Raw genomic sequence first — 25,015 nt, forward strand, 5'->3', positions numbered from 1 at the left:
ATCTCTTAAAAGCCCTCTATCTGGTATTTTAAATCTGGATGAATGAGGTATTTCGTTGCTAATAGAGACAAGGAGCGTCGTATTTTTCTTTTTCAGATTTGTGAGCAATAGTTAGCTTGAATCTCTTGGGAGAGGGAAGTAACGAAGCTGTTAGCCCTATACGATGACTAATTTAATGATTAGACCCAAGAAAGCCGCCACCACAATAATATAAGGTTCCTGAATTTTTTTTTTATAAAGCAGTGCAAAAATGGTGATAATAGCGATGATAGCCGTTGGAATGTCTATTATGCTCCTTTTGGCTATTACAATTACAGATCCGACAAGTGCGCCTATCACAGCGGCCGTAATGCCTTCTACAAATGCTTTAACAGGCTTGTTCTGAGCAATCTTCTTAAACGATGGAGCCATCGCGATAGTAAAGAGATAGCAAGGAAGAAAGGTCGCTAGTGCAGCTACCAGTGCCCCCAAAAAACCATTGACGAGATAACCTATAAATCCTACAGTTATTACTACAGGACCTGGCGTGATCATGGCAACAGCAACAGAGTCCAGAAACTGCTGTTCTGTAAGCCATTGATTTTCGGTCACAACTCCTGAATGAAGAAAGGGAACTATAGCAAGGCCGCTTCCGAAGACAAAGGTGCCGGCTTCAGCAAAAAAGACCGCTATTTTAGTGAGAGTTGAACTTTCATAGCTCCAAAATATAGCGAGAAAAGTAATTAAAGAAAAAGAGTTTGCAGTCTTTATATTCCACCATTTAGGACGCGCATAAACAATCATGTATAGAAGTCCTGCTGCTATAAAAAGAAACACTTGTTCTTTTTCTGTGACATAAGTGATAAGAACGGCAAGAATAAAAAAGAGCCATAATAACCATTTGGATTTTATTGCTTCAAGATTTGGCTTTCCTATAGATTTTAAAGTAAGTTTATACGAACTCAAAGCTATTATTCCGATGACAGCTGCGCCTACACCACAAAATACAGCCTGAATCCAAGAAAGGCCACCATATATCTGATAAATAATCCCTAATAGCAGTACCATTAAGAAAGAGGGCAGTACAAAGGCAAATCCAATTAATGTTGCACCCAAAAAGCGATAATGCACAAATCCCAGATAAATGCCAAGCTGCGCTGCAAGAGGGCCAGGGGCTAGCTGTGCCAATGCAAGTCCTTCTCGGTATTCTTCTTCAGTTATCCATTTTCGACTTTCCACCAAATCTTTGTGCATATAGCCAACCAAAGCAACAGGACCTCCGAATCCGATTGTGCCGAGCTTTAAGAAATATAGAAACAGCTCTTTTAATGTGTATTTGGGATTTTCGTTCATAAACCTAAATTTTAAAATGCAATTCCAAATTGAAAACCTGCTGTAAAAGAAGCTGGATGATCGTTGCCAAAGCGTACAGGGAGAGGTATAGCGGCAAAGTAGCTGCAATTGGCGCTTTTTATTATTGTTTTATTTATAACAGGTGTGAAGCCATATCTCCCCGAGGACTCAAAAGCGGCTCTTCCTGCAAATGTAAATCCGTTTCCTAAAGCAACCAGAATTCCAGGATGGAACAATAAATTGGTTACTTTATCAGTTCCCTGATCATCTTTAATATTCGGAACTACCTCAAAAGAGAATCCGATTTTCTCGTTTTTCCAAATATTGATTCCCGTTGGAAAACCCACAGCATAATAATCTCTGAAGTTTACAGCAGTCTGATCTTCACTTACGGTTACTATTGGATGCAAAATGCCAAAATATCCTGTAATCTTAGGATAAACAGTTTGAGAAAAAGAGGTGTGGCTGAATACTGATAAAATTAATAGAAGCTGAAATCTGAAAGACATTGGTTTTGGTTTTTATAAGTTATGAAAACAAAATTATCATCATTGAAGTTCTCTTAATAGAATGCTTTTTACGTTTTGTATATGGATTACTTTTTTTCTGATTTTTTTTGGGGATACTCAGATGGGTTTTAGCAATTTTGTTGGATTTTATAGTTTCAAACAATAAGATCTTGTGTGCTAGCGTGACGAAAACGATAAGAAGTTGCTTCTATTTGTATTACTTCTAAAGTTTGGTTTAGCATTTATTTTAATACTATTCTTTCAGTAATTATTTTATTTGAAGAGGCATCAATTCCCGTAACTTCTGCATACTTAACATTTGGTAGCCAGAACGAGCCTCCTTCAATTCGGACAAATATTTTTTCTACCTGTATTTTTTTACGGTTCACATTTACAAAAGCACGATATCTTTGATCTGAATCTATTTTTTTCAAGGTGAAGGGAAGCTTTTTATAGGCTTCAAGCTGAAGCTCAAACTCCTCATTATTTAAAATCTTACTTTCTATTCCATAGGCAAATCTGCGCTGGATATAATTGAAGTCTTTTCGTTCTCCCTTTTCAGCATATCGAATCCAATACCCTTTTACGGGATTGCTTTTGTTTATTTTTCCGTTTTCTAGATAGTTTATGGCATAAACAGCAGTGTTTGTATTGGGATCCCGCTGAATGTAAAACAGCATATCATCTATATTTTTAGGTGTTGGAAAATGTAATGGCGATGGATTTTCAGACTGCGCCCATAGTTTTTCAGAGGCCATGTTTATTAAGATCGCTATAGCGATTACTGATTTTGAAAAATATTTAAACGTCAATTTGTCCATAACAAAACATTTATACGTTAATTTTATTCGGTTGCACTCTGTTTTTCGTTTACCCGAAAAACCCAATATTTAATTAGTGGGTAATTAAAACCATACGATACAAAACTATCGGTGATTACTCTTCCGATTCGATAATCGATTTGAAATGTTTTCTGCAGAATGAGCGTGCCAAATGATTTTAAGGAAATGCTACCCAATACAACCAGCGCAAATTTGAAAAGCTGGTTATTGATACAGCTGCTATAGCCAGAGTGATTTTTAAATACCCAAAATCTATTGATGCTGAAATTGATAATTGCGCCAACGCTTCCTGAAATTAAAATAGAGAAGGTGAAATGCAGCTTAAATATTTCGGTCAATAAAATCATTAAGCCATAATCCGTAAGGCCACCTAAAAATGCCGCAACTTGCGCCCGCAGAAAAGTGAAAATTGATTTTTTCTTAAACATCTCAGTCTTGGCTTCTGTCTTTTAAATCGCCCAGCTTTAAAAGTTTAAAGCTGTCTATGGTATTGATTACAAATAAAATAATGGTAATAAAGCCAGCCAAGTAAGCAATTGATCCATGAGCAAAGACTTCTGCAATTAAAATTAGAGCAATAATAAACCTGAGTTCTGTTGGACCGACAAGACCGGAATCTATGCTGTATTGGTTTGTGATTTTGTAGCGTAGCTGGCTGATGATCATAGACCAGCCATATAATGCAACAAAAGCAAAAGCTATGATTTGCGTGCCGTTTTCAGCATAGATGTAGTAGCCAAAGCCTATAAGCACGATACCAATCCAATCGACGATGATATCGAGCGCAAAACCATACCAGCGGCGCGGAATATTTCTGTAATATGCCAATCTTCCATCTAAAGAATCTCCTAACCAATTTATAGCCAGTCCGATAATGCCCAAAAGTAGATATTGATCTGTTGAATAAGCACCCAAAACAAAAGCTAAAAAAACTAATCCAGAACCAAGCGCACCAATTAAAGTGAGCAGGTTAGGCGAAATGAATCTTGGCACCTTCGGAAGCAAAAATGCAATGGTCAGCTGCTCCGCTCTTTTTAAGATATTAGTTCGCTTGCGGTCTGAAAATGTTCTTTGCAAAATAGCATTATTCGCTTCATGCTGCGTTTCCCTTCCCATTAATAACCCAATATTAGTAAACCTGACAGTATACCCAATTCCAGTTTTATAATTTTTACTTTTATCTTTCTTTGGACATTTTTTAAAAAATCGGAGGTTCTTTTTAGTTTACCTGATCTGACCAGATAACTAAATGCAATAACAAACAGCATATTACTTTACAATTCCCGCAAAACGTTGATAGAAAACCGTTGGGCTGTTCTCATTTTTAGGAGCATATTTTCCTGCTATAATGGGAATATAAATAACTCTTCTTCTGCTTTCTTCGCCGCGGATAGATGATTCCGCGACTCTGTGCCACAAGCGCCCGTCATGGATGGTTAAATCTCCAGCTTCTGGAATTATTGAAACTTCGTCTGGATCTTCTTTATGGTCTAAAAAGTATTTCTTGCGAAAAAGCATTTGGTAAATACTCTGTTTGTGCGTACCTGGAATGATTTTAAGACCGCCGTTTTCAGGTTTTAAAGAGCTTAAATGAATGCCCACATTTAACATGGGATTTAATTTTGTACCATAAAAAATATCCCTCAAGCCATCTGTATGCCAGCCCATCTTAGTAAACTTGCTTTCAGGTCCATTGATATAATGATTGAAAACCATTCCATCTTTTTCTTCAGTGCCTAATCTTGCGCCATCGCCTGCCAATTGCAACAAGCTATTAAATCTTGGATCAAGAAGAAGGCCGCTTAATGTTTGATGGTGCTGATTGATAAAGGCAAAGCGCTGCACAATAGGAGAGCCGTCTAAATCTTTACCATATTTAATTGGAACGCCGTTTACTTTTTGAAGATCATTGTCAATCCATTTTTGTTCTACTTCTTTTGAAGCATCAATGATTGATGAAACGGTTTCTGGGGTTATAAAATTTTTGAAATGGATAAAACCATATTGGTTAAAAAAGTTGATTTGTTCAGCAGTTAATTGATTAGCTAGGGTAAATGTTTTATATGAAGAGACCATGATAAATATATTTAATAAATGAAAAATAGTGTTTGAAATTTTATCTAAAAGTTTAGCAACAGCTACAACAGCAACAGCAACACATTCGCATGTTTGCGTGCATTTGGTTTTTAGGAAAATTAAACATATTTCTTTTACTAGACATATTCTATCGAATTAGTAGAGATTTAATGCGAAGATAATATAATTTTTCTTTTACAATGAATTTTTTTTTATTTTTTTTTGAAAAAATTAAATTTTATAAATCCCAGCTGCTGTTTTTTCGATAAATGCTTTCGGTAGTATACGGTTAGCATAAACAGAAATGATATTTGTAAAACCAGGAATAACTTCTGATTTTTTTCCGAACATGGCTTTTACTGCCATTTTTGCCACTTTATCAGGCTGCATATTAAACTTTTCAGCCATTTTGTTTAAAGCGCTTAAACCCGCTCTTGCAGCAAAGCCTGTATCGACAGGACCTGGACTGAAACAGGTTACTGATATTGAAGTTTTAGCAAGTTCGAAACGAAGAGCACGAGTAAAGGACAAGATAAATGCTTTTGTGGCAGAATAAATTGCAAGTGTTGGTACAGCTTGATACGCAGCCGTACTGCATATGTTTAAAATGTAGGCTTGTTTTTCTTTTGAAAGGATAGGCATCAATAAATGCGACAGTTCTACCACTGCATTCATGTTAAGCTGCATCATGCCAAGCTGATCGCTGAGAGGAGAATGGCTAAAATCGCCCCATACACCATAACCAGCGTTGTTAACTAAAATGCCAACGGGATAATTATTCATTTTTATCCAATCAACTACTTTCAGGGATGCCTCTTTTATCGAAAGATCAATAGGAAAGATAGGAGCAATAGTGCCGTATTTTGCATGAAGATCATCAGATAGCGTCTTTAATTCCTCACCACTTCTTGCAACAAGCAGTAACGGATAGCCCTGTTTGGCCAACTCGTAAGCAATAGATTTTCCAATTCCTTTGCTTGCACCAGTTATTAAGGCATATGCTTTTGTTTCTTCGCTCATTCTATTAATTTAATTATCAAATATAAAGATTAATTTTTAACCCAGTCGGTATAATTAAATAGTTTGATTATGTTTATGAGCCTGTCAAATGTGTTTTTTTTGATCTATAGAATAAATGTTATTGTTGTAAAGATGAACTTTTAAAATTTATAGGATTTCATTTGAGACACTAAATTAGCACAGCCAAATAGCGGGAAAATATTTTAAGTGAATGTACGCTGTTATTAAATCTTACCTGCCATAAAATAGGACAGGTAAGATTTAATTTTGAGTGTGAAATTATTTGTTAGGTGCAATATCTCCACGGCGTATAGGCACGTGAACAGCTTTGTATTGTGATGCAAATTTACCGTTTTCTGAAGCAGCCTTAGCAGTAAAGAAATTTTCTAAGGCAATAGCGACTTGGAAAGAGAAATCGGTTGAATATACATTCGGGTCCATAGAAGTTCCGCATTCTATATTCTGAAACCACTCCATCCATACTTTACCTCCTCCTCCAACAGGTGGGTTTACGCCTCCGTCTGGAGCAGCATTAGGCGGAACAAGAGATGTCACTGCAGGATATTGAGCTGCATTATGGCATGACATGCATGAAACTGTATTAAGATCAGCAGGACCGTCTAATCTGCCGTTCCATCCGAGATGCTGAGGAGGCAGATTTGGACTTTCGAAAATTACCGTTTCTTTCAAATCCTTGTTTACTTCAGTCTTAATTGGCGGATAAGGAGATGTTTTGTTAATCTTGTTTTCGGGATCATTCCCCCATGTAAGCCCAACAGGCACAAGATTCATCAATTTGTTTTTCTTGTTTAGCTTACCATTGTAGCAGAAAGTTCCAAATACCCATCCAGTTCCTTGAGGATTGCTAGGGCTTCTGTCTGCTCTAGGATCACGCACAGAAATATCCATTTGCAGAAGGTGCACATCAGAAACTACTCTTTTGTCTGATTTCCAGAAATTTTCTGTTATATAAGCTTTCCAAGTAAGCGGATTTACAAGATAATCTACGAAATCTGTACCTTTTGGAGCATCGGTAAAAAGCAGTTTGATAAAAACAGTCCCTGTTGGGAAACCGCCATTGTCATAACGTTTATCCAATACTTTTATATTAGGATTTTGAGGAGATTTCCACATTTTACCCATAGCATAACCTGCTTTATCATTGATCAAGGTAATGGCGTAAACAGAGTAGTCTCCCTCAATTCCTTTGAGTCCTGGTCCTAACTGTAAAGGTCCCAGAGGCGCTTCTTTAATTAAACCATGAAAACCTTCTGTACCTCCGTTTGGCGGGTAAGCATTTGGTCCTTCAACACTTGGATGAAGCCATGGAATATGGTACCAGTTGCGTACTTTGTTTTTGTATGGATCCCATTCCTCTGTATTTCCCTCAAAACCATAGTCACGTACAGCTTCTATATATTTTAAAGGTTCTTTCTTAAAATCAATATCAAGAAATTTAGGCATTTCCTCTGGCAATTCAGTTGGGAAATCTGTTTTTAGACGAAAAATAGGCTGATCAGAATATTTTTCTCGATATTCTTGAGGGCTTACCATGTAACCGAAGTCGGGAAAACCATCTTCTTCATAATTTTTCTGTTCCAGTGCAGCGAGGGCTAGATTCTTTTTTTCTGCAACAGGTTCTTCACGTTTTTTGTCGCAGGAAGCAAACAAAATCGAAATTGCTATAATAAGCGGTCTTAATTGTTTCATAAATTGAAGATTGGGTTAATAGTTTATGTATTGGCTAAATTGTTTTCAGTAATCTCACAAGCCCTACGCACTTCCTGTACAGTAGCAGGAGCATCTAGTCGAAATAGTGGAGATAATCCACGCTCTACTCTTGAGGCTCTTATGGCATCTTTTATGGCAAAGAAGACACTGTTGGCTAGCACTAAAGGAGGTTCACCGACCTCTTTGGCAGAAAATATCTGGTTAGGATCTTCAGGTATGCTTTGAACAGATTTTTCATCCCTTGGAAAAAGATAGGTGTTCATTTCTAACGGAATTGTAGTTATAGCAGGAATTTTGTAACGCCATGTATTGGTTGAATTTAATCTTCCGATGTCTGGACCGTCTGTTTCTGATACTAATTTTTCAGTTAATAAATATCCGATTCCCTGAACAAAAGCGCCTTCAATCTGTCCTATGTCAATAGCAGGATTCATACTCCATCCCATATCATAAATAATATCAGAGCTTATGATTTTTACTTCTCCTGTGAGGATATCTACTTCGGTAACAGAACAGGCAACAGAATAGGTGAAGCCTACAAAGGAATCAACACCTCCGCCAAGCGAAGCATCTTTTATACGTTCTATGCCTGGAATATTCGGCTGGTCTTTTTCAGTTTTAAATGTCATGGCAGGGATCTGTATTTCGCCACCTTTTATTTTAGCATTAAAAGTAGCAATAAGATTTACCCTTTGAGAGGCGGCCAAACTTATTAGGTTTTGCCATATCATAGATTTATTTCCCTGTTTTGGGTCAATTTTTTTGGCCCAGCCTTTATTTTCACCTGCGCCGTAATTCCAAAAATCTATATTTTTATTTTTGCACCATTCTTCGCCATTTTCATTTAGCATCTGATAGCCAAATTCCATAAGCCTAGATCGCATTTCCTCGCAGGTTTGTTTTACGGCTTCGCATGAATAAGGAGTTCCTGTAGAACCTCCCGTACTTGTTGGATTCGGAGTGATGCTTGTATTTACATTGTCAATAAAAATCATCTCCATCGGAATTCCTAAGACATAGGAAGCTACCTGTTGTGCTTGAGTAACTAAGCCTTGCCCAATTTCAACACCTCCCTGATGGATTACTACGGTTCCGTCGGCTGGATTAATGGCCACAACAGCAGCTGATTGTTCCAGCATAAGCAGATTATATCCTGACCCATATTTTACAGGAATCATAGAAATACCTCTTTTAAACCATTTGTTTTCTTTATTGAATTTTTGGACATCTGCATATTTAGCTTCAAAATTTGAAACTTCTTTAGCGTATGCCCATACCTGTTTCATATAGCAGTAAGTTAGCGCCTGACCAAATGGAGTCACATCACCACGGTCGTAAAGATTTTTTTCACGCAGATCTTCAGGTCTCATGCCAATAGAAACAGCGGCATCATCAATAGCATTTTCTACAATATTTTTTCCTTGTACATCTCCAAATGCACGCATCGCTGTGCTAGGAGCGGTATTGGTTCTGCATACATCAATCTGGCTTTCGAAATTTTTAATTTTATAAGCATTATCTGTGCGCAGTTGGATGCAATTGGATACGATGAAGGAACAGTCATAGAAAGCACCGCCGTCTCCCCACATTTTAAGCTGAAAACCATGAAGAATTCCTTTGTTTTCAGGTTTATATTCACCAGTATCTACGGCAATTTCGTATTCACCATAATAGGCATGACGTTTTCCTATCATGGCAGTATCTTCGTCACGTGGCATGGCTATTCTGACAGGCTTTTTCACCGCTTTCGCAGCAACCGCAGCAGGTCCAGCCACAAAGCGCGTTTGTTCGGTTTTTCCTCCAAATCCTCCTCCAACGGGCGGAACATTTATTTCTACTTGGTGATGATACATGGCTAATGCCGAAGCGACTGTATCATGCATTCCTCCTGGACTTTGTACTGATGGCTGCACTTTTATTCGGCCTTCGTCTATAGGAGTTGCAATACAGGCTTGCGGTTCCATATAAAAATGAGCTTGTCCACCACAAAGCTGTGAAGAAGTAACCACTGTACACGGGATATTGTCTACATTCTCTTTTCTTTTGGTTATGGATTGTTCACGTATTAGAGTTTCAATTTTAGTGGGATGTTCTTTCACCCAATCAAACTGGCTTCCTGGTCGCGTTATCTTCCAGATATGAGATATAAACGGGGTTGAAGTAGGCGCATCGGGAAAGATGCTTTCTTTTTTTATCGCTTCAAGAAAATCGAATATAGGTTCACTCCATTTTCCTGTCCAAGGAGTTCCAGGTTTTGTATATTGAACATATTTTTCAGAAACCTCTGTGGCAATTCTGATTGCTTCCTGTTCGTTTGAGGCAAGTACCATAGCAATAGATTGACCAACATAACTCACTAATTCTTCTGCAAAAAGCGGCTGGTCATTTCCCATTCCCTGATAATTACGGCCTCCGTTTTTAACGTTTTCATAAGTAATAATATCGCTAAAAGCAGGAAACTCCTTTTTAAGATGTATTCGTAATTCTTCAATCTTGACTTTTTTGTCATGTACTGCGAAAGAATAATTCATCAGGGCTTTTCGGCTTTGTACGAATGCTCCGTTTAATGTTTGCGGAGGCACTGGAAGCTCATGTGTATAATGAATCTGTCCTGAAGTTTGGTACATGGCCGTAACTTTGATATAAGGCTGTGCCACTGGCGCTTTGTAATCTTGCGTTTTGTAATGTTGAACGCCATCACTTGCAGGCCAGTGGCTCCATTTGTTTTCTGCCGAAGAAACCAGATTCTCTGGGATTTTCGCGCCTTTAGCCACTAAAGCGTTAATAATTGATTTGTAAAAAAAGGATACGGCTAATTGTGTTCGGTACTCTTTAGTGAAATCTTCATTAGGAACTTCTTTCATGCGTTCATCCTGAAGATCGAGTTCTTTTCGAACTTCTTTAGCTAGAATTGCTGAAAGCGTAGCAGCGTTTTTAAGTTCCAGTTTTTTATTTAGCATCGCTTTTTCTGTCTCTGTTGCTCTCCACGGAAAAGGAGCAATACCGCCCAGCGCAATTACTGCAGACTCCGTAATATATTGATCGCTAATTTTGAAGTTGGTGGTAGCATTGACTATACTGTGAGCGTTTACTTCACGAAGTGCTACTTTTTGAGCAAATACAATAGCATTAGAGTCTTTTAACGGAATTTCATATGAGCTAAGAACAATAGTATCAGCAAGTTTTGAATCTGTTTTTATTGCTTCTAAAAGTTCTTCTGCCGTTTTTGCATACGCTTTAAATTGGCCATTTTTCTCTAATTGGAAATAGCTGATTTTTACATTTAAAGCAAACAAGACAGTGAAAAGGTCTGACGGAAATGGTTCGCCTGTGCCTTTTGGAATATGTTTCAGAACTAGCATCGTGTTTCCGCCAATTGTGGCGGCATTACGTACTATTCGCCCGGCGGTTCTGCGAGCCATATAATCTAGTGCTTTAAGTGCTGTAACATCCGATTGGGATTTCTTTTTAATGTCTTGCCCTGTTTCAATGTACTTAGAAAGTATTTCAAGAAAGCTGCTATAAGTGGTGCTGGCTGATAGCAGAATGTGATCTTCAGTTATTTTATTTCTCTCGTTTAATTCGGGAATGAAGCGAATATCAGCGTAAAAAGTACTTGGCAGATACTCGTTTTTATAAATTCCGTAAGAGGTGTTTGCATGTACCAATCTAACGTCGTGGTTTTCCTTTAAAATTTCTGCGAGTTCCTGTAGTGTAGTCGGAGCAGCCCATCGATTGGTTGAAACACCTATAGCCGAATTTTGGGCTTCTTTTGGGAAAGGTATTTCTAATTTGCCTGGTAATTGAGCTTTACCCACAGGATCAAGCATGCAGGGCATCCTCTTTTCCTCATCATCCTTACTCCAATCAGAAGCAAAAGTTTTCATTCCCGTAAGGATTGATCGATATCCTGTGCATCGGCATAAATTACCGTCAAAGGCTTGTTCGATTTCTTTTTTGGTTGCTTTTTTATTATTAATTATGAATTCTGACATATTCATCACAAATCCTACGCTGCAGTAACCACATTGGCTGCCGTTATTAAGCGCCAATTGATATGCGACTGGGTTTATTCCTGTATGCGTCTCTTCAGATGGAAAATCAGAAATATTCTTTATAAGTTTTATATCAGCAGCACTGGCTCCATCTTTAGTGGCGCGGGCAACTTTTTTTAGAACAGCAAGATGTTTTTCTTCAGCTTGTTTTTCAGCCTCTTTTAATACAGGAGAATAATCTTCGCCTAACGGAGCAGGCATGCGTGTTGAGCTGGTTTTTTGGACAAAATGCTCTGGATCGGGTTTACGGGCTGCACCTGTTCCTTCGATAGTGGTAATAGAAAGCCCTCCTATAGAACATACTGGTCTAAGGCAGGAGTTTATTGCCAGATGCTTGGGTTTCTTTTCCTGATTATCCCATTCTGACAAGATAACTGTACATCCGCCACAGCCCCCTTGTCCACATGGTTTCTTTGGTCCGCAGAGCGCTACTTCGGGAGATCTTAAATAATCAATTAAAAGTAAATCGGGAGAAGGATTTTCTATAATCGTAGGTTTCCCATTTAAAAAGAAATTTACCGTGTTTTTCATAGTAGCTGAGGAATTGATTTGTTTTTTGATTTTTCTAACTTAAAAAATGAAATAAATCCACATGGAATTCACCAGTAGCTGAACTGGAAATCTTGCATACAGATGTTTTGGCGCAGAGTTTTTTAATGCTATTGAATCTTCATGCCTTTTATAGCAGCATTTCAATAGGATAGGAGTATAGAAATGGAGATTTTAATAATAGTTTATTTCAGAAGAATATAACAATAGCTTTTGTTTAGAAACATTTGGAGCAGGAATATTATCTGTAAATATTCGATTATTAAATCATAACAAATGTAAGATGACGTTTGAAATTGCCATCAGGTAGTAATACGTGTTTTTTAAGAGAAACCCTATAAAATGATTTTTTTTGATTATAAATCAACATCTAATGCAAAGAGAAAATTTAAAGTTTGTCAATCTACTGGGAATTCTATAACATCTGCTTGAAATTAAATACTTTATGATTTTTTGCGGTTTGTAACTTTATGATGAAATTAAAAAAAATGAATATCAATAATAAAAATTAAAGTTATGGCAGAAATTAAAATTGAAAAGAAGAAGCCTATCTGGCCATGGATTATAGCCCTGCTTTTGATTGGTGCGATACTATATTATGTCTTTTTAAGGGACGATCAGATGCAGGATCCGAATAGAACAGAAATCGAAAATGTTACTCCAGCTGATACCATTGGAAATTAATTATAAAAGCAACAAAAACATGGAAAACAAAGACAGAAATTTATACAGGCTTGATGAGCTTTCCGACTATAAAGTAGCTTCTGACTATTCTGATGTCAGGGGATGGAAGATAGTGGATGCGGACAATCGTACAATAGGAACTATTGACAATCTATGGGTGAACAAAGATATGCAGCGTGTGGTGTATCTAGATGTAAAAGCCGATAAAACCTTAATTGAGGACAGCCAGCGAGAGGTGCATGAAAATATTGCAGATGGAAATGAAAAAGAATTTATGTACCGTGACGGAGACAGCCATTTGATCATACCAATTGGTTCGGTGAATATTAATAAAGATACGAAGACTGTTATGGCAAGTGGAATCGGATATGACACATTCAGAAGAACAGGCCGTTTCAATACTCAGCAGCGATTTGACCGAAATTATGAAAGGGAAGTGCTAAGGTCGTACTATCCTGATAATGATCCGAGTTTAGGATATGATAGCGATGATGATACTTTTTATAGCCGTAAGGAATTTGGGGATCGATAGATGGCCAACTATAGTTTTAATGCCTTAAAGCGGGATTGATTTATGAAGAGGTAATGGCAAGACCAGATGTCTAGGATGTCTGGTCTTTTTTGTACATTTTTTTTAGAAATGACTAATAAGTTGGTTTCATTTTATAATTTGAAACATGTTTAGTCTTGTATTTTAGCTGAAAATCAATTCTGTAAAATAACTTTGATAGGAAATTAGCCATGAACAATTAAAAAATTAGAAATTATGAAAAAGTATCATTTATTAGTTGCCTCGTTTTTCTTTTCATTGGCGCTGTCAGCGCAAAGCAGCCAATCATTTCTGCTTAACCTATATGGAGGGTATACCTTTTCCGATAGAGTAGATTTCGATTCATCTTACGGAAAGGTAGAAGATGGTTTTGAATGGGGAGCAGGTCTGGAATATTTTATAATGGATAATGCTTCAATAGAATTGAAGTACAACAGGCTGGACACACACATGCCTCTGTATACAAAAGTGCCTATAACTAATGGTCCCAACAATATTCCTGCCGGAACCCAAGTTAATGCGGGCGATGATAAAGGCGCTATCAATTACATATTGGCAGATTACACGTATTATTTTGGCTCAAGCTCCCAAAAGGCACTTCCATTTCTTGGTGCAGGTTTAGGGGTATCGATTCTTGAAACGCCAAAAAGCGGCAACGGAACTTATTTTGCGTGGGAGATTAAGGGTGGTGTGAAAATAAAAACCGATTCGCCTGTATCGATTAATCTTCATGCCTATTTGCAGTCTATGTCAGCAGCTGTTGGATATGATTACTATTGGGATTACTACTGGGGTCCAGTAGCAGTCACTGATTATGCATCAACATTTCAATTTGGGCTTGGCGCTTCTCTGAGCTACGATTTCAGTAAATAATTTTCAGCATAAACATTTTAACAAAAGCCTTAGAAGTTTCTCAAGGCTTTTGTTTTTGAGCTAAATATTGATTGTTAATTATGAAGACAGGTGTTTTTAATATCTGTCTTTTTTGATTTATTTAGGAGTTGTTTTTTTCTGCTCCTAATCTCTTTATGATTTTATATCCTTCAAACCATAATACAGATATAGAAGCAATACCAGCAGATAACCCCAATTCTCTTATATTGAGTCCAGTTAGACGGAAAAAATCAGATAAGGGATTTATATATAAAATAGCAGAAAGCATGATGAGTGTGGAAAAGCTTACGATGGGAAAAAGAATGTTTTTATTTTTGAAACTTTCAAAAAGGCTATAATGAAAGGAGCGGTTGGTAAGGCTCAATAAAATATTGGCAAAAATTAATGTGCTAAAAACCATTGCTCTCGTTTTTTCTTCGCTACCGCCACTTTGAACCGTGTACTGATAAACAAAAAGAACACCTGCAGTTATCACTAATCCTTGGATAATGCTGATGGCGAGTTCCTTCCAATTGAGAAAAGTGTCGGTCATTTTTCTTGGTTTTGTCAGCATTGTATCGCGCTCCATAGGTTCATTTTCATACACAATAGAGCAGGTGGGACCCATTATCAATTCTAAAAAGATAACGTGGACTGGGGTGAATATCTGCGGAAATATCCATCCTAGAAATAGCGGAAGTGAGACAGTAAGAATAATCGGGATATGAATGGAGATGATGTACTGAACAGCTTTTTTTATGTTGGCGTAAATTCTTCTGCCTGAAGCAATGCCAGCAATTAAACGGTCTAAATCATCATTTGTAATTACCAAAGCGGCGGCGGCTTTGGCAATTTCAGTTCCTTTACTGCCCATTGCTACACCTATATGAGCTGCTTTGAGAGCTGGCGAATCATTAACACCATCGCCAAGCATGGCCACAATTTCACCTTGCTTTTTAAGAGCATTTACAACAGCAAGTTTAGCATCAGGAAACATTCGTGTAAATAGCACTTTTTCTTCCGCAGCCTTCAAGAGCTCAGAATCTGAGTATTCCATGATGTCCTTACCTTCAATAACTTGAGAGGTATGTTTTATTCCTGCCTGAAGTGCGATGCTTCTGGTCGTATCGACATTGTCTCCTGTAATTACTTTTACTTTGATTCCCGCATTGTAAATCTGGCTAAAAACCTCCTGAATGCCCTTTTTTGGAGGATCATAGAAAACTACTAACCCGAGAAAATCAAACTTGAAATCCTGCTGTTTTTCTGGAAAATCACTGCCCTCAAAATTTGCTCTAGCTACACCTAAAATTCGGAATCCCTGACTGCCAAGAGTTTTAATAATATTTCGAACTTTATTTTTTTCATTTTCACTAAGCGCCGAAACAGTAATAATAGCTTCAGGAGCGCCTTTTGCCGCTATAATGCGTTTCTTTTCGGTATTTTCAAAAAGATGCGTCATCATTGGTGGCTTCCCTTCGAGGGGATATTCGTGTATCATTTGAAAATCTTTGCGTTGGTCAGCTTTTTTACACTGTTCATACAAACGGTGCAAGGTTTTTTCCATAGGATCAAATGGCACAGGTTCACTACTCCACATGGCATAGTCAATAAGGATGGAGAGATCTGGATCATTAAAATCGTTTACATCGAAAATCTTGTCTGAGGCATAATTGTAGATATGTTTGAGCTGCATGCTGTTTTCTGTTATAGTACCTGTTTTGTCGGTGCATATAACTGTTGTGCTGCCTAGTGTTTCGACTATGCTGCTACGCTTGACAATAATACCCTCACGCATTAGCTTCCAAGCGCCGAGTGCCATGAAAGTTGAAAAAGCTACAGGAATTTCTTCTGGCAGAACAGACATTGCCAGTGTCAGTCCGTTAAGCAGACTGCTCAAGAAGCTATTCGTTTGATAGTAGCTAATAATGCATACCAGTGCGAAGACGGCGATACCCAAAATAGCCATCCCTTTAACAAATCGTCCTATCTGAAGCTGTAAAGGTGATGTTTCTTCTTTTATTTCCGAAATAGAAACGCCTATTTTGCCCAACCGTGTCTCTTTTCCTATTTTTTCGACTTTGATTACGGCGAGTCCTGAAACTGCCAAAGTTCCGCTGTAAACCTTATTGTCATCACTTTCGCTGCTTTTAAAAACAGATAGACTTTCTCCGGTAAGGGAAGACTCGTTAACCGAAAAATCATTGCTGTGCATAATCTCGCCATCAGCATTGATCATCTTTCCTTCTTCGACAATACAAAGATCTCCAACGGTAATTTCATGGGTAGGAATCTCAATAACTTTTGCGTTGCGGATAACCTTGCTCAACGGTTCGTTGAGTTTTTCCAATGCTTCCAAAGCTTTTCTGCTCCGATTATCTTGATACAATGAAATGGCGGCAACTGCAGCAATGGCCACAAACATAAAAAGAGCCTCGCCATAATCTCCTATGAGGAGATAAATAATTGAAATAGCAAGTAAAAGTACAAGCATTGGCTCTTTTACTATACTTAGGAGAAGCTCTTGCCAAGTATTTTTATCGCCATTATCTATCTGATTGTTATCGTATTTTTTTCTTGATACGGATACTTCTGTATCGTTAAGACCTTTGAGATGTGCAGGTATATTGTAAGACATAGAGGTTTGATGTTGATAAGTGTTAAGCAATTTTTGAAGAGATTAAACCAAGGTGCTAAATGCTTATTGAAAACGTAAACACAGATAAATATAATGAAAATTCGCATATTTTTTTAAATGCTTATTTCAAATCATGTATTGCAGTTTGCTTAAAATAAAAAAGAAGAAGCTTCGAAGTTTCTTGAAATTTATAAATACGGACAATTTTGAGTATGGCTTTGTACGATTCCTTTTTTAACCTATCTTCGCTTTTATAGATTTCTGAAAACATTTAACTCCTTTAAAACCTAATTTGTGGAAAAAAATCATGAAACCGCAGAAGAGAATCAGCTTAAACGTGGGCTGACTAACCGTCACATTCAGTTAATTGCTTTAGGCGGATCAATAGGAACAGGTCTTTTTTTGGGCATTGGTCCAGCGGCTGTATTAGCAGGTCCATCTGTTATCTTAGGATATGCTATTGCTGGAATTATTGCCTTTTTTATTATGAGACAGCTTGGTGAAATGGTTGTTGAAGAACCTGTGTCAGGAAGCTTCAGCTATTTTGCCTATAAATATTGCGGTTCTTTTGCAGGTTTTGCTTCAGGTTGGAATTATTGGATTTTATACATCTTAGTTAGTATGGCAGAACTTACAGCCATTGGGGTTTATGTGCAGTTCTGGTGGCCCGAAATTCCGCTGTGGGCATCCAGTTTATTTTTCTTTCTGGTTATTAATGCTTTAAATTTTGCCTCGGTAAAAGTGTATGGAGAAACCGAATTTTGGTTTTCAATTATAAAAGTTGTTGCAATTATTGCCATGATTCTCTTTGGAACTTATTTGCTGGTAAGCGGAACAGGTGGAGAGCAAGCAACAATTCATAATTTGTATAATGATGGTGGCTTTTTTCCAAAAGGTATTTTTGAAAAAACTTCAAATGGCAGTTTTCAAGGTTTATTAGCTGCAATGGCGTTAATTATGTTCTCCTTTGGAGGTTTAGAATTAATTGGAATTACAGCAGCTGAGGCAGAAAATCCAGAAAAAAACATTCCAAAAGCGACCAATCAGGTGATCTATAGAATTCTTATATTTTATGTTGGAGCATTGGTAATTTTATTTGCTTTGTCGCCTTGGAAACAAATCACGACAGATAGCAGTCCGTTTGTTATGGTTTTTCAAAATTTGAATGGAATGGAATTTGAGTTATTTGGCAGCAAAATATATTTTACAAGCCTTATTGCTAATGTCCTTAATCTGATTGTATTAACTGCCGCTTTGTCTGTGTATAATAGTAGTGTATACAGCAACTCACGTATGTTATTTGGCTTAGCAGATCAGGGCAGTGCTCCTAAATTTTTGAAGAAGTTAAACAAACACTCAGTGCCAATTAATGCCATTTTAATTTCTTCGTGTTTTGCGGCTATCTGTATTTTAATAAACAAATTAATGCCAGAAGAAGCTTTTGGCATTTTAATGTCTTTGGTCGTTTCTTGTTTAGTGATTAACTGGGTTATGATATCGTATACCCATCTACAATTTAGACGTGCAAAAGACAAGGAAAATACAAAAACTAAGTTTGCATCGATATTTTATCCGATAAGCAATTACATCTGTTTTATTTTTTTGTTGGGTATTTTATTTATCATGTGGATGACGGATATGAAGTTATCTGTAGAATTAATTCCAATTTGGCTGGGTATTCTTTTTGTATTTTATAAAGTTTATAAAACTAAAAAATAAGTAGATTAAATATATTCTATTTCATCAGAAATGGAATTATTATCATTTTTAGTAAAATTTATCTCCATGAGCAGAAGCTAGGCATAATTCAATTTTTTTAGTATTTCAAACTTAATGGTTTACAGCAAAGAAAACTTTCCAAAAATGTGCTCTGAGCGCAATACTGTCGTTACCGTAGTAATGTATATGCTGTTTGCACTTTTATGCATCGCAATGATTGCTTTATTTGTTGGAATTCCATTAGCTCTGCAATTGGAGCATAATAGTCCTTTATCTAACGGAGAAATGATTTTTAATCTTATCTATTTCCCTTTGCTGCTTTGGGGCAGTTGGTCACTTTATAAAAATTACCGTCGGCAAAGGCAAAAAAAAGTCATTTTGATTTCCGTAGATCAGGATGGTCTTCATCATCACCAGACTGATGGTTCGGTTCAAAGTATTTTATATAAAGAACTGGAGAGGAGCAAAGAGAATTACATCAATGATATTGATCGGAAAGTTGGAACAAAATATTCTCCAGGTTATATTTTTGGCTTTAAGAACGGAGTGAAAGTTCCTATTCATTTTTCAACACCTGAAAATGGATTGTCCTATGTTCCTAAAAATAAATATCAGCTAATTGCTCATTTTCTGCAAGGCGCTGTTTTATTTTGCCCACATATAAAAATTTCGCCTGCAGTTTATGCTGATAGTTTTATTAATCCCGAAACTTTTGAATTTGATAAAAGAGCTCAAAGAATGATATATTTTCTCGCTTTTGTACTATTTATCATTATCCTGCTTGCAATTGATTTGTTTATAAAATATACCAAAGGTTTTTCTATACTATTTTAATGTAAACGCGCAGATAAAAATGACATCCATTTCAAATAAAAACGAGTTAAATGAACTTTAACTCGTTTCTATATCTTTACATCTTTTAAATTAAATTTTGCTTTCGTCAGCAACAGCATCTTGCCATTTATCCCAAACTTTTACTCCTGCATCATAACCATCATAACCAAAATTTTGGCTTAACTGACCTTTAATATTAGGCTCTATAGCCAGTCTATATGGAATTGGCCAGTAATTATTACGCTTGTCCATAGAATAAAACTTTACGCCTGGTTTAAGAGAAATTCCAGCTGGATATTTGTTGTAAAGCGTGTAATGAACAATGCGTTGCCACCAGTAGCTTCCGCCAGTTGCATCTTTTCCGGATTGTTTATCCCAAGTATCTTTGCTATACGTATTTCCCCATTCATCTGCTTTTCCGCTTAGAGCCAAACAGTGCGAAATACGTTTTAATTCTACATTTCGCCATTCTTCCATATACAGTTCTCTTCCTCTTTCTGCGCAGATATCACCAATCGTTACGGTAGTATACATTTGCGAAGCTTTTGCTCTAGCTCTTACTACATTTACGTCCTGAGCCGCTCCAGAAACATTGCCTTGATAAAAACGAGCTTCGGCGCGTAATAAATACGTTTCGGCCAAACGATAGATGTACATATGTGCACTTGCTCCTGCAGTAGCTCCTTGAAAATCATTTGCCGCTGGATTTGCTTCGGCCACGACATCATGATAAAAGATTTTATAATGTGGAAAATCAAACCAGTCACGAATAGAATCTTGTGCTAACAATTTTCCAGACGCATCTCTCATTCTGAAATTTTGACCTGCCCATGTCGCGCTTCCGCCAGCTCCGGATGCATATTTAAGATTTTCCATGTTCACCCAGTTACCAACTGTACTGTTATGTCTAAGATCTACTTTGTCCTCAACACCATTCACAACCCACATTGGATGCTGCGAATAATAGGAACCACTGATTGTGCCAATTCCACGTCCAATTGCTCTTTGATAATCATATTTTGCATTATAATTTGTTTTATCAGTCAAAGGAAAACGAGGCGCTGCAGTTTTACCGTCAGGCGTGATTAAGTTGGCATCATTCCAGTTTGGGCCAAAAATTCTCATGGATGAAAAGGCTAAAAACGATTGCGCACCTCCATTTGGTGCCACCAATATAGCCTCAGTATTAGCCCCAATCACTTTGTTTTCTGGTCTGTGTAAATCCCAGATTACATTTCTTGTAATGGGCCATGCGGTAGGATTTCCTCCTGGATCAAAAATTCCTAAATTGCCTTGCACCAATGCGTAGCCTGACTGATTAATCAAAATATTGGCTTGTGCTTCAGCTTCAGCAAATCTGCCTGACGCTAAATAACATTTAATCAACAGCTGACGGCAAGCACCTTTGCTTACCATTCCAACATATCCAATTTTAGCCTGTTCCGGAACCCATTCTACAGCTTTTTCCATATCTGCCGTAATCATTTCTATGATGGCTTCTTTTTTAGTAGAATAATAGCTCTGTTTTGGAACTTCCAAAATTTTGGTGATCAACGGTATATCTCCAAATTGATATACTAAATTAAGATAACGATAAGATCTGTGGAAATATGCCTGACCAATATATTTTCGTTTAACTTCTTCTGATAAACTGGTCACTTTATCAATATAGGTTAAGACAGTATTCGCATTTTTAATTCCTGTATACGCTTCTGTCCACATGAATCCAAGATAAATATGTTCTCCACCAGCATCTCTTCTAAAATCTCCAGTAGGGACAATAGTATTGGCATAATCGGCAATATTGCTACCCGTGTCTGTTTTTCCATATTGGGCCATATCAGAGAAAAGATACTCGGTACCAATTGGCACGCTAACACCAGAATAACCAAAGTGAATATAATTATTACGCAACTGCTTATCGCAAAGTGCTAAAGTTGCCTGTAACCCAGCTTCTGTAGAGAATGTAGTTTCAGGTTCATAGAACGAAAGCGGATCAGCTTCGAGAAAATCTTTTGAACAAGAGCTAGAAAGCACTGCCAATGCTAAAAAAGGCACTAGCCTTGAAATGCTATTTTTTATATATTTTTTCATTGTTGTATAATTTTAAAGTTGGAAATTAAAACCTAAGTTAAACTGTCTCGTAGCCAATCCTCCTGTTTCTGGATCTCCAAAATATTTCCATTCTTTAGAAGCAGCCCATGTCGCTACGTTTTGAACTGAGGCATATATTTTTATACTCTTAATATGCACTTTATCCATAAGATCTTTAGGAAGCGTGTAGGCAAGCGAAATATTATCTAGACGAATAAAACTACGGTCATACAATCTTCCCGGTGCAACTGGAGTTCCGGCAGGCCCTTTAGCATCAAGACGTGCCCAGTCATTAGTTGGGTTATCTAATGTCCAATATGGATTCACGTATGGGTTAAAATTGAATTTATATAAACTCGCATCGTTGAAAGTATTCATATAATTTGAATTCAGCGATTTGCCCCCCATATTAGCATACATACTAATGCCTAAATCCCAATTTTTATAAATCTTAAAATCATTACGCAACATCCATTGTACTGGTGGATTTGAGTTTCCTAAAAACTGTTTGTCTTTTTCATTATAAACTGCTTTTTTGTATGGTTTACCATCTGAGTCTACCGCATCGATATCATCTGCTGTATAACTGTTAGCTACTTTTGGATCTCCAGGGCGCTGTCCGTATTTTTGAGCTTCTTTCCATTCATCTTTCTGCCAGATTCCAGTTACTCTATAATCCCAGATTTGGGAGATTGGTCTTCCAATAAACCATCCATTAGCAGAATCATTTCCTTCTTTTTTCCCGATTACATTTCCATTATCATCTTTAATATCTACCATGTTTCCATATAATGAGACAATTTTGTTTTCGTTGTAGGATATTCCAAATGAAGTACGCCATTCAAAATTTGGTTTTTTCATGTTTAGCGTGTTAAGACTCAATTCAAAACCTTGATTTTGAACTTCTCCAAGGTTGGTAGCAATTGTTGAAAATCCAGTAAAACCTGGCAAAGATTGACTCATAATCATATCATGAGTAGATGCTTTGTAAAAATCTAATGTCGCAGTGATTCGATCACGTAAGAATCCTAAATCAAGCCCAATATTTGTTGAGGTAGTTTTTTCCCATTCCAAGTTTGGATTTGCCATACGGTCAAGTGCTAAATACTTTATTTCAAGTGCTTTTCCAGAAGCATCTAAATAGCCCATAGTTCCAGTATTGACTAAGTTTGCCAAAGAAACATACGGATCTGCAAGCGATCTATTTCCGTTTTTACCCCAAGACAAACGAAGTTTACCAGTGCTCATAGGTTCCCAGTTAAACCATTTCTCATTTTTAAAGTTCCAAGCAACACCAAAAGAAGGGAAAACTGCGTAAGGATTTGAAGCTCCAAATGCCGAATATCCATCACGACGTACCGTTGCTGTCAGCATATAACGATTATCAAACGAATAGAAAAGTCTCGCCATTAATGCATCTGCGGTTTCATGTGTATCGTTTGATCTAAGTGCACTATTCGCCATTGTTGCTGTATTAACAAGGTGAAAACCTAATGCATCTGACGGCTGAATATTATAGGCATCCATTCCGTCTGACCAAAAACGGCGTTCTTCTGCTTCCTGAACAAAAGTGGCAATAATGTGATGTTTTTGTGCAATCGTATAATCCCATGTAATGGTATTATTCAAGTTGTAATCAAATCTTGTTGAGTTATTTCTATTTACCCCTGTGGTAGCTGCAGGCCAGTTTGGATTCTGCGTTGATCTAAAATAACGATCGTGAAAAAACTGGTAACGAGGAGCAATATTGAATGCGTAGGTGATACCTAAAGGCAAAGTTACTTTAGCATTGAAAATAGTATTCAATGTTGTATATCCTGTCTCTTTATCAATAAATTGACGCTCGTAGTAATAGTTATAATTTTGTCCAGAAACATTTTTCCCCATCGGCTGTCTCTCATAATTGCCATTTGCATCGATGAATGTTCCAAACGGACTGGTTCTCATCATATTATTATCTCCAGCATTTGTACCTAAAGAAGGCGTAACATCTCCATCTGATCGATCTTGAAAATTAACGTTTACTCCAAGGTCAAGCCAATCTGTAACTTTAGCGTCAACTTTCATGTTGGAGCGAGCGGCTTTATAATCGTTCCCAACAATAGCTCCTTCTGATTTTAAATAACCAAAAGAAACATAATAATTTACTCTGTCAGCTGCACCTGAAATACTTAAATTGTTATCATGATTAATCCCTGTTCTAAAAGAACTATTGCTCCAGTCATGTGTTTTATTAGCTAAGAAATTTGCCATTAGTGATGGATCAAAATTCAATCCTAAACGTGCTCCCCAAACTTCTTTACTGCTTTTTCCATTTGTTTGAGAGGCTGGCTGATAAGCTAACCATTGCGCTTCAGTAATGCCCCATTTACTCAAATCATTTGGATTTGAAAAATACCCTGGTTTTCCATTAGCCACTGTTCCAGCAATAAATGCTTCGTATTGTCCTGTTGCTGTGTTGACACCATAGGTTTGAGCAGTTTCCCAATCTTCACGGTATTTTAAGTAGCCTTCTGGAGAATACACTTTGCGATAAGCACTTTTATTGCTAATCGTTGTGTTGGTAGAAAAACTTACCATAGGCTTACCTGTTTTGCCTTTTTTGGTTGAAATAAGAATAACCCCTGCAGCTGCTCTCGATCCGTAAACAGATGCTGCCGAAGCATCTTTTAGAATATCAAGTTGGGCAATATCGTCAGGGTTGATTTCTGATAGCTCACCATAAAACTGCATTCCGTCTAAGATAATAAGAGGTGAATTATGACCACCCGCTGTATATACAGAAGTCTGCCCTCGAATTTGTATATTCCCGCCTCCTTTTGCAGAAGGATCATAACCTACTCGCACACCAGGAGTTCCTCTTAAGATATCCTGAACGGTCTGCGGATTTTGGTTAACTAATCTATCAGGAGAAACTTGAACAACTGCTCCTGTTAAATCTTTTTTCTTCATTTTACCGTATCCTACAACTACAACTTCCTCCAACGAAGCCGTTGTCCTTTGCATTTTTACATTTACGATAGTTTTTCCTTTTACAGAAACTTCAGTATTGGTATACCCCAAAAAAGAGAATACTAATACAGCATTTTCATTTTCTACTTTTAAAGAAAATTTTCCGTCAAAATCTGTTAGGGCAGCATTTTTACTTCCTTTTTCCAAAATGGTAACACCTGGAAGTGGCATACCATTTTCATCATTGACCTGTCCAGTGATGTTTTTTTGTTGTTGAACATTTTGCGATTTCGCCGCACCTTTAGAACTAAGGGTATATCCGTGGACTTGCGATAGAGAAAACAAAATGCAGAATAGCATCAATTTTGTTTTCAAACTAAATCCAGATACCCCATTAGGACCCATTTTAATCCTGATAAAATTTGTCATTTTGGTTGGTAATTTGGTTAATTGAATAGTTAGTTTTGGAAATTGCTTATGACACCTCTGTCAAGTGGAGGTCTTCAGTAACTTCGTGTGCAAAATTGACTAATAATGATTTTTAGAAGGAGAAATAA

At 37.2% G+C, this 25,015-nt stretch carries 17 protein-coding genes; 5 read left to right on the top strand and 12 right to left on the bottom strand.

Translation table 11 applies throughout. The features are described from left to right. Positions 1–156: 156 nt before the first annotated feature. The 9 genes from GR162_RS08750 to GR162_RS08790 form a co-directional block, all read right to left on the bottom strand. Positions 157–1,332 (bottom strand): chromate transporter, encoded by a 1,176-nt coding sequence (locus GR162_RS08750; protein WP_160781826.1) that lies wholly within the window; start codon positions 1,330–1,332, stop codon positions 157–159. A gap of 11 nt (positions 1,333–1,343) precedes the next feature. Beyond that, positions 1,344–1,841, bottom strand: coding sequence for a hypothetical protein (locus GR162_RS08755; protein WP_008469217.1), 498 nt, complete (start codon positions 1,839–1,841; stop codon positions 1,344–1,346). Positions 1,842–2,083: 242 nt separating this feature from the next. Further along, complete coding sequence (locus tag GR162_RS08760) at positions 2,084–2,662, bottom strand: DUF4833 domain-containing protein (RefSeq protein WP_160781827.1); 579 nt, start codon at positions 2,660–2,662, stop codon at positions 2,084–2,086. A 23-nt stretch (positions 2,663–2,685) separates the two neighbouring features. Then, positions 2,686–3,111, bottom strand: coding sequence for a GtrA family protein (locus tag GR162_RS08765; RefSeq protein ID WP_160781828.1), 426 nt, complete (start codon positions 3,109–3,111; stop codon positions 2,686–2,688). A gap of 1 nt (position 3,112) precedes the next feature. Next, positions 3,113–3,799 (bottom strand): CDP-alcohol phosphatidyltransferase family protein, encoded by a 687-nt coding sequence (locus tag GR162_RS08770; RefSeq protein ID WP_160781829.1) that lies wholly within the window; start codon positions 3,797–3,799, stop codon positions 3,113–3,115. 153 nt (positions 3,800–3,952) lie between these two features. After that, the gene (locus tag GR162_RS08775) at positions 3,953–4,759 is read right to left on the bottom strand and encodes a phytanoyl-CoA dioxygenase family protein (protein ID WP_008469212.1); all 807 of its coding nucleotides are present in this window, start codon (positions 4,757–4,759) and stop codon (positions 3,953–3,955) included. Between the two features lie 231 nt (positions 4,760–4,990). Then, positions 4,991–5,779: an SDR family oxidoreductase gene (locus GR162_RS08780; protein ID WP_008469210.1), complete on the bottom strand. Its 789-nt coding sequence runs from the start codon at positions 5,777–5,779 to the stop codon at positions 4,991–4,993. A gap of 279 nt (positions 5,780–6,058) precedes the next feature. Next, positions 6,059–7,489 (bottom strand): hypothetical protein, encoded by a 1,431-nt coding sequence (locus GR162_RS08785; protein WP_091134110.1) that lies wholly within the window; start codon positions 7,487–7,489, stop codon positions 6,059–6,061. 23 nt (positions 7,490–7,512) lie between these two features. After that, the gene (locus GR162_RS08790; protein ID WP_160781830.1) at positions 7,513–12,096 is read right to left on the bottom strand and encodes a molybdopterin cofactor-binding domain-containing protein; all 4,584 of its coding nucleotides are present in this window, start codon (positions 12,094–12,096) and stop codon (positions 7,513–7,515) included. 534 nt (positions 12,097–12,630) lie between these two features. On the opposite strand from GR162_RS08790, the gene GR162_RS22145 reads away from it, so the two are divergent. From GR162_RS22145 to GR162_RS08800, 3 genes are all read left to right on the top strand, one after another. Continuing rightward, a complete protein-coding gene (locus tag GR162_RS22145) occupies positions 12,631–12,798 on the top strand; it encodes a hypothetical protein (RefSeq protein ID WP_202393920.1) in 168 nt (55 codons plus the stop codon). After that, a complete protein-coding gene (locus tag GR162_RS08795) occupies positions 12,767–13,330 on the top strand; it encodes a PRC-barrel domain-containing protein (protein ID WP_237421337.1) in 564 nt (187 codons plus the stop codon). The genes GR162_RS22145 and GR162_RS08795 overlap by 32 nt, the downstream gene beginning before the upstream one ends. Before the next feature lie 234 nt (positions 13,331–13,564). Continuing rightward, positions 13,565–14,221: an outer membrane beta-barrel protein gene (locus tag GR162_RS08800; protein ID WP_160781831.1), complete on the top strand. Its 657-nt coding sequence runs from the start codon at positions 13,565–13,567 to the stop codon at positions 14,219–14,221. Between the two features lie 121 nt (positions 14,222–14,342). Here GR162_RS08800 and GR162_RS08805 read toward each other — a convergent pair whose 3' ends face one another. Further along, complete coding sequence (locus GR162_RS08805) at positions 14,343–16,859, bottom strand: cation-translocating P-type ATPase (RefSeq protein ID WP_160781832.1); 2,517 nt, start codon at positions 16,857–16,859, stop codon at positions 14,343–14,345. A 294-nt stretch (positions 16,860–17,153) separates the two neighbouring features. Between GR162_RS08805 and GR162_RS08810 the strand changes: the two genes are divergently transcribed. Together GR162_RS08810 and GR162_RS08815 are read left to right on the top strand one after the other, a co-directional pair. Then, entirely contained in the window at positions 17,154–18,578 is a 1,425-nt protein-coding gene (locus GR162_RS08810; RefSeq protein WP_160781833.1) for an amino acid permease, read from the top strand. A gap of 213 nt (positions 18,579–18,791) precedes the next feature. Continuing rightward, positions 18,792–19,412, top strand: coding sequence for a hypothetical protein (locus GR162_RS08815; protein ID WP_160781834.1), 621 nt, complete (start codon positions 18,792–18,794; stop codon positions 19,410–19,412). A gap of 90 nt (positions 19,413–19,502) precedes the next feature. Here the strand turns inward: GR162_RS08815 and GR162_RS08820 are convergent, their stop codons facing one another. Both GR162_RS08820 and GR162_RS08825 read right to left on the bottom strand, forming a co-directional pair. Continuing rightward, on the bottom strand, positions 19,503–21,506 hold the full coding sequence (locus tag GR162_RS08820; protein WP_160781835.1) for a RagB/SusD family nutrient uptake outer membrane protein: 2,004 nt from the start codon (positions 21,504–21,506) through the stop codon (positions 19,503–19,505). 12 nt (positions 21,507–21,518) lie between these two features. Continuing rightward, the gene (locus GR162_RS08825) at positions 21,519–24,887 is read right to left on the bottom strand and encodes a SusC/RagA family TonB-linked outer membrane protein (protein WP_091134119.1); all 3,369 of its coding nucleotides are present in this window, start codon (positions 24,885–24,887) and stop codon (positions 21,519–21,521) included. Positions 24,888–25,015: the final 128 nt, after the last annotated feature.

Origin of the sequence: Flavobacterium sp. HBTb2-11-1 (assembly GCF_009826975.1) — a bacterium.
Classification (GTDB): domain Bacteria; phylum Bacteroidota; class Bacteroidia; order Flavobacteriales; family Flavobacteriaceae; genus Flavobacterium.

Coding starts and splice junctions, on each gene's coding strand:
- GR162_RS08750 (WP_160781826.1), bottom strand. CDS start 1,332: ATGAACGAAAATCCCAAATACACATTAAAAGAGCTGTTTCTATATTTC.
- GR162_RS08755 (WP_008469217.1), bottom strand. CDS start 1,841: ATGTCTTTCAGATTTCAGCTTCTATTAATTTTATCAGTATTCAGCCAC.
- GR162_RS08760 (WP_160781827.1), bottom strand. CDS start 2,662: ATGGACAAATTGACGTTTAAATATTTTTCAAAATCAGTAATCGCTATA.
- GR162_RS08765 (WP_160781828.1), bottom strand. CDS start 3,111: ATGTTTAAGAAAAAATCAATTTTCACTTTTCTGCGGGCGCAAGTTGCG.
- GR162_RS08770 (WP_160781829.1), bottom strand. CDS start 3,799: ATGGGAAGGGAAACGCAGCATGAAGCGAATAATGCTATTTTGCAAAGA.
- GR162_RS08775 (WP_008469212.1), bottom strand. CDS start 4,759: ATGGTCTCTTCATATAAAACATTTACCCTAGCTAATCAATTAACTGCT.
- GR162_RS08780 (WP_008469210.1), bottom strand. CDS start 5,779: ATGAGCGAAGAAACAAAAGCATATGCCTTAATAACTGGTGCAAGCAAA.
- GR162_RS08785 (WP_091134110.1), bottom strand. CDS start 7,489: ATGAAACAATTAAGACCGCTTATTATAGCAATTTCGATTTTGTTTGCT.
- GR162_RS08790 (WP_160781830.1), bottom strand. CDS start 12,096: ATGAAAAACACGGTAAATTTCTTTTTAAATGGGAAACCTACGATTATA.
- GR162_RS22145 (WP_202393920.1), top strand. CDS start 12,631: ATGGCAGAAATTAAAATTGAAAAGAAGAAGCCTATCTGGCCATGGATT.
- GR162_RS08795 (WP_237421337.1), top strand. CDS start 12,767: ATGTTACTCCAGCTGATACCATTGGAAATTAATTATAAAAGCAACAAA.
- GR162_RS08800 (WP_160781831.1), top strand. CDS start 13,565: ATGAAAAAGTATCATTTATTAGTTGCCTCGTTTTTCTTTTCATTGGCG.
- GR162_RS08805 (WP_160781832.1), bottom strand. CDS start 16,859: ATGTCTTACAATATACCTGCACATCTCAAAGGTCTTAACGATACAGAA.
- GR162_RS08815 (WP_160781834.1), top strand. CDS start 18,792: ATGATTGCTTTATTTGTTGGAATTCCATTAGCTCTGCAATTGGAGCAT.
- GR162_RS08820 (WP_160781835.1), bottom strand. CDS start 21,506: ATGAAAAAATATATAAAAAATAGCATTTCAAGGCTAGTGCCTTTTTTA.
- GR162_RS08825 (WP_091134119.1), bottom strand. CDS start 24,887: ATGACAAATTTTATCAGGATTAAAATGGGTCCTAATGGGGTATCTGGA.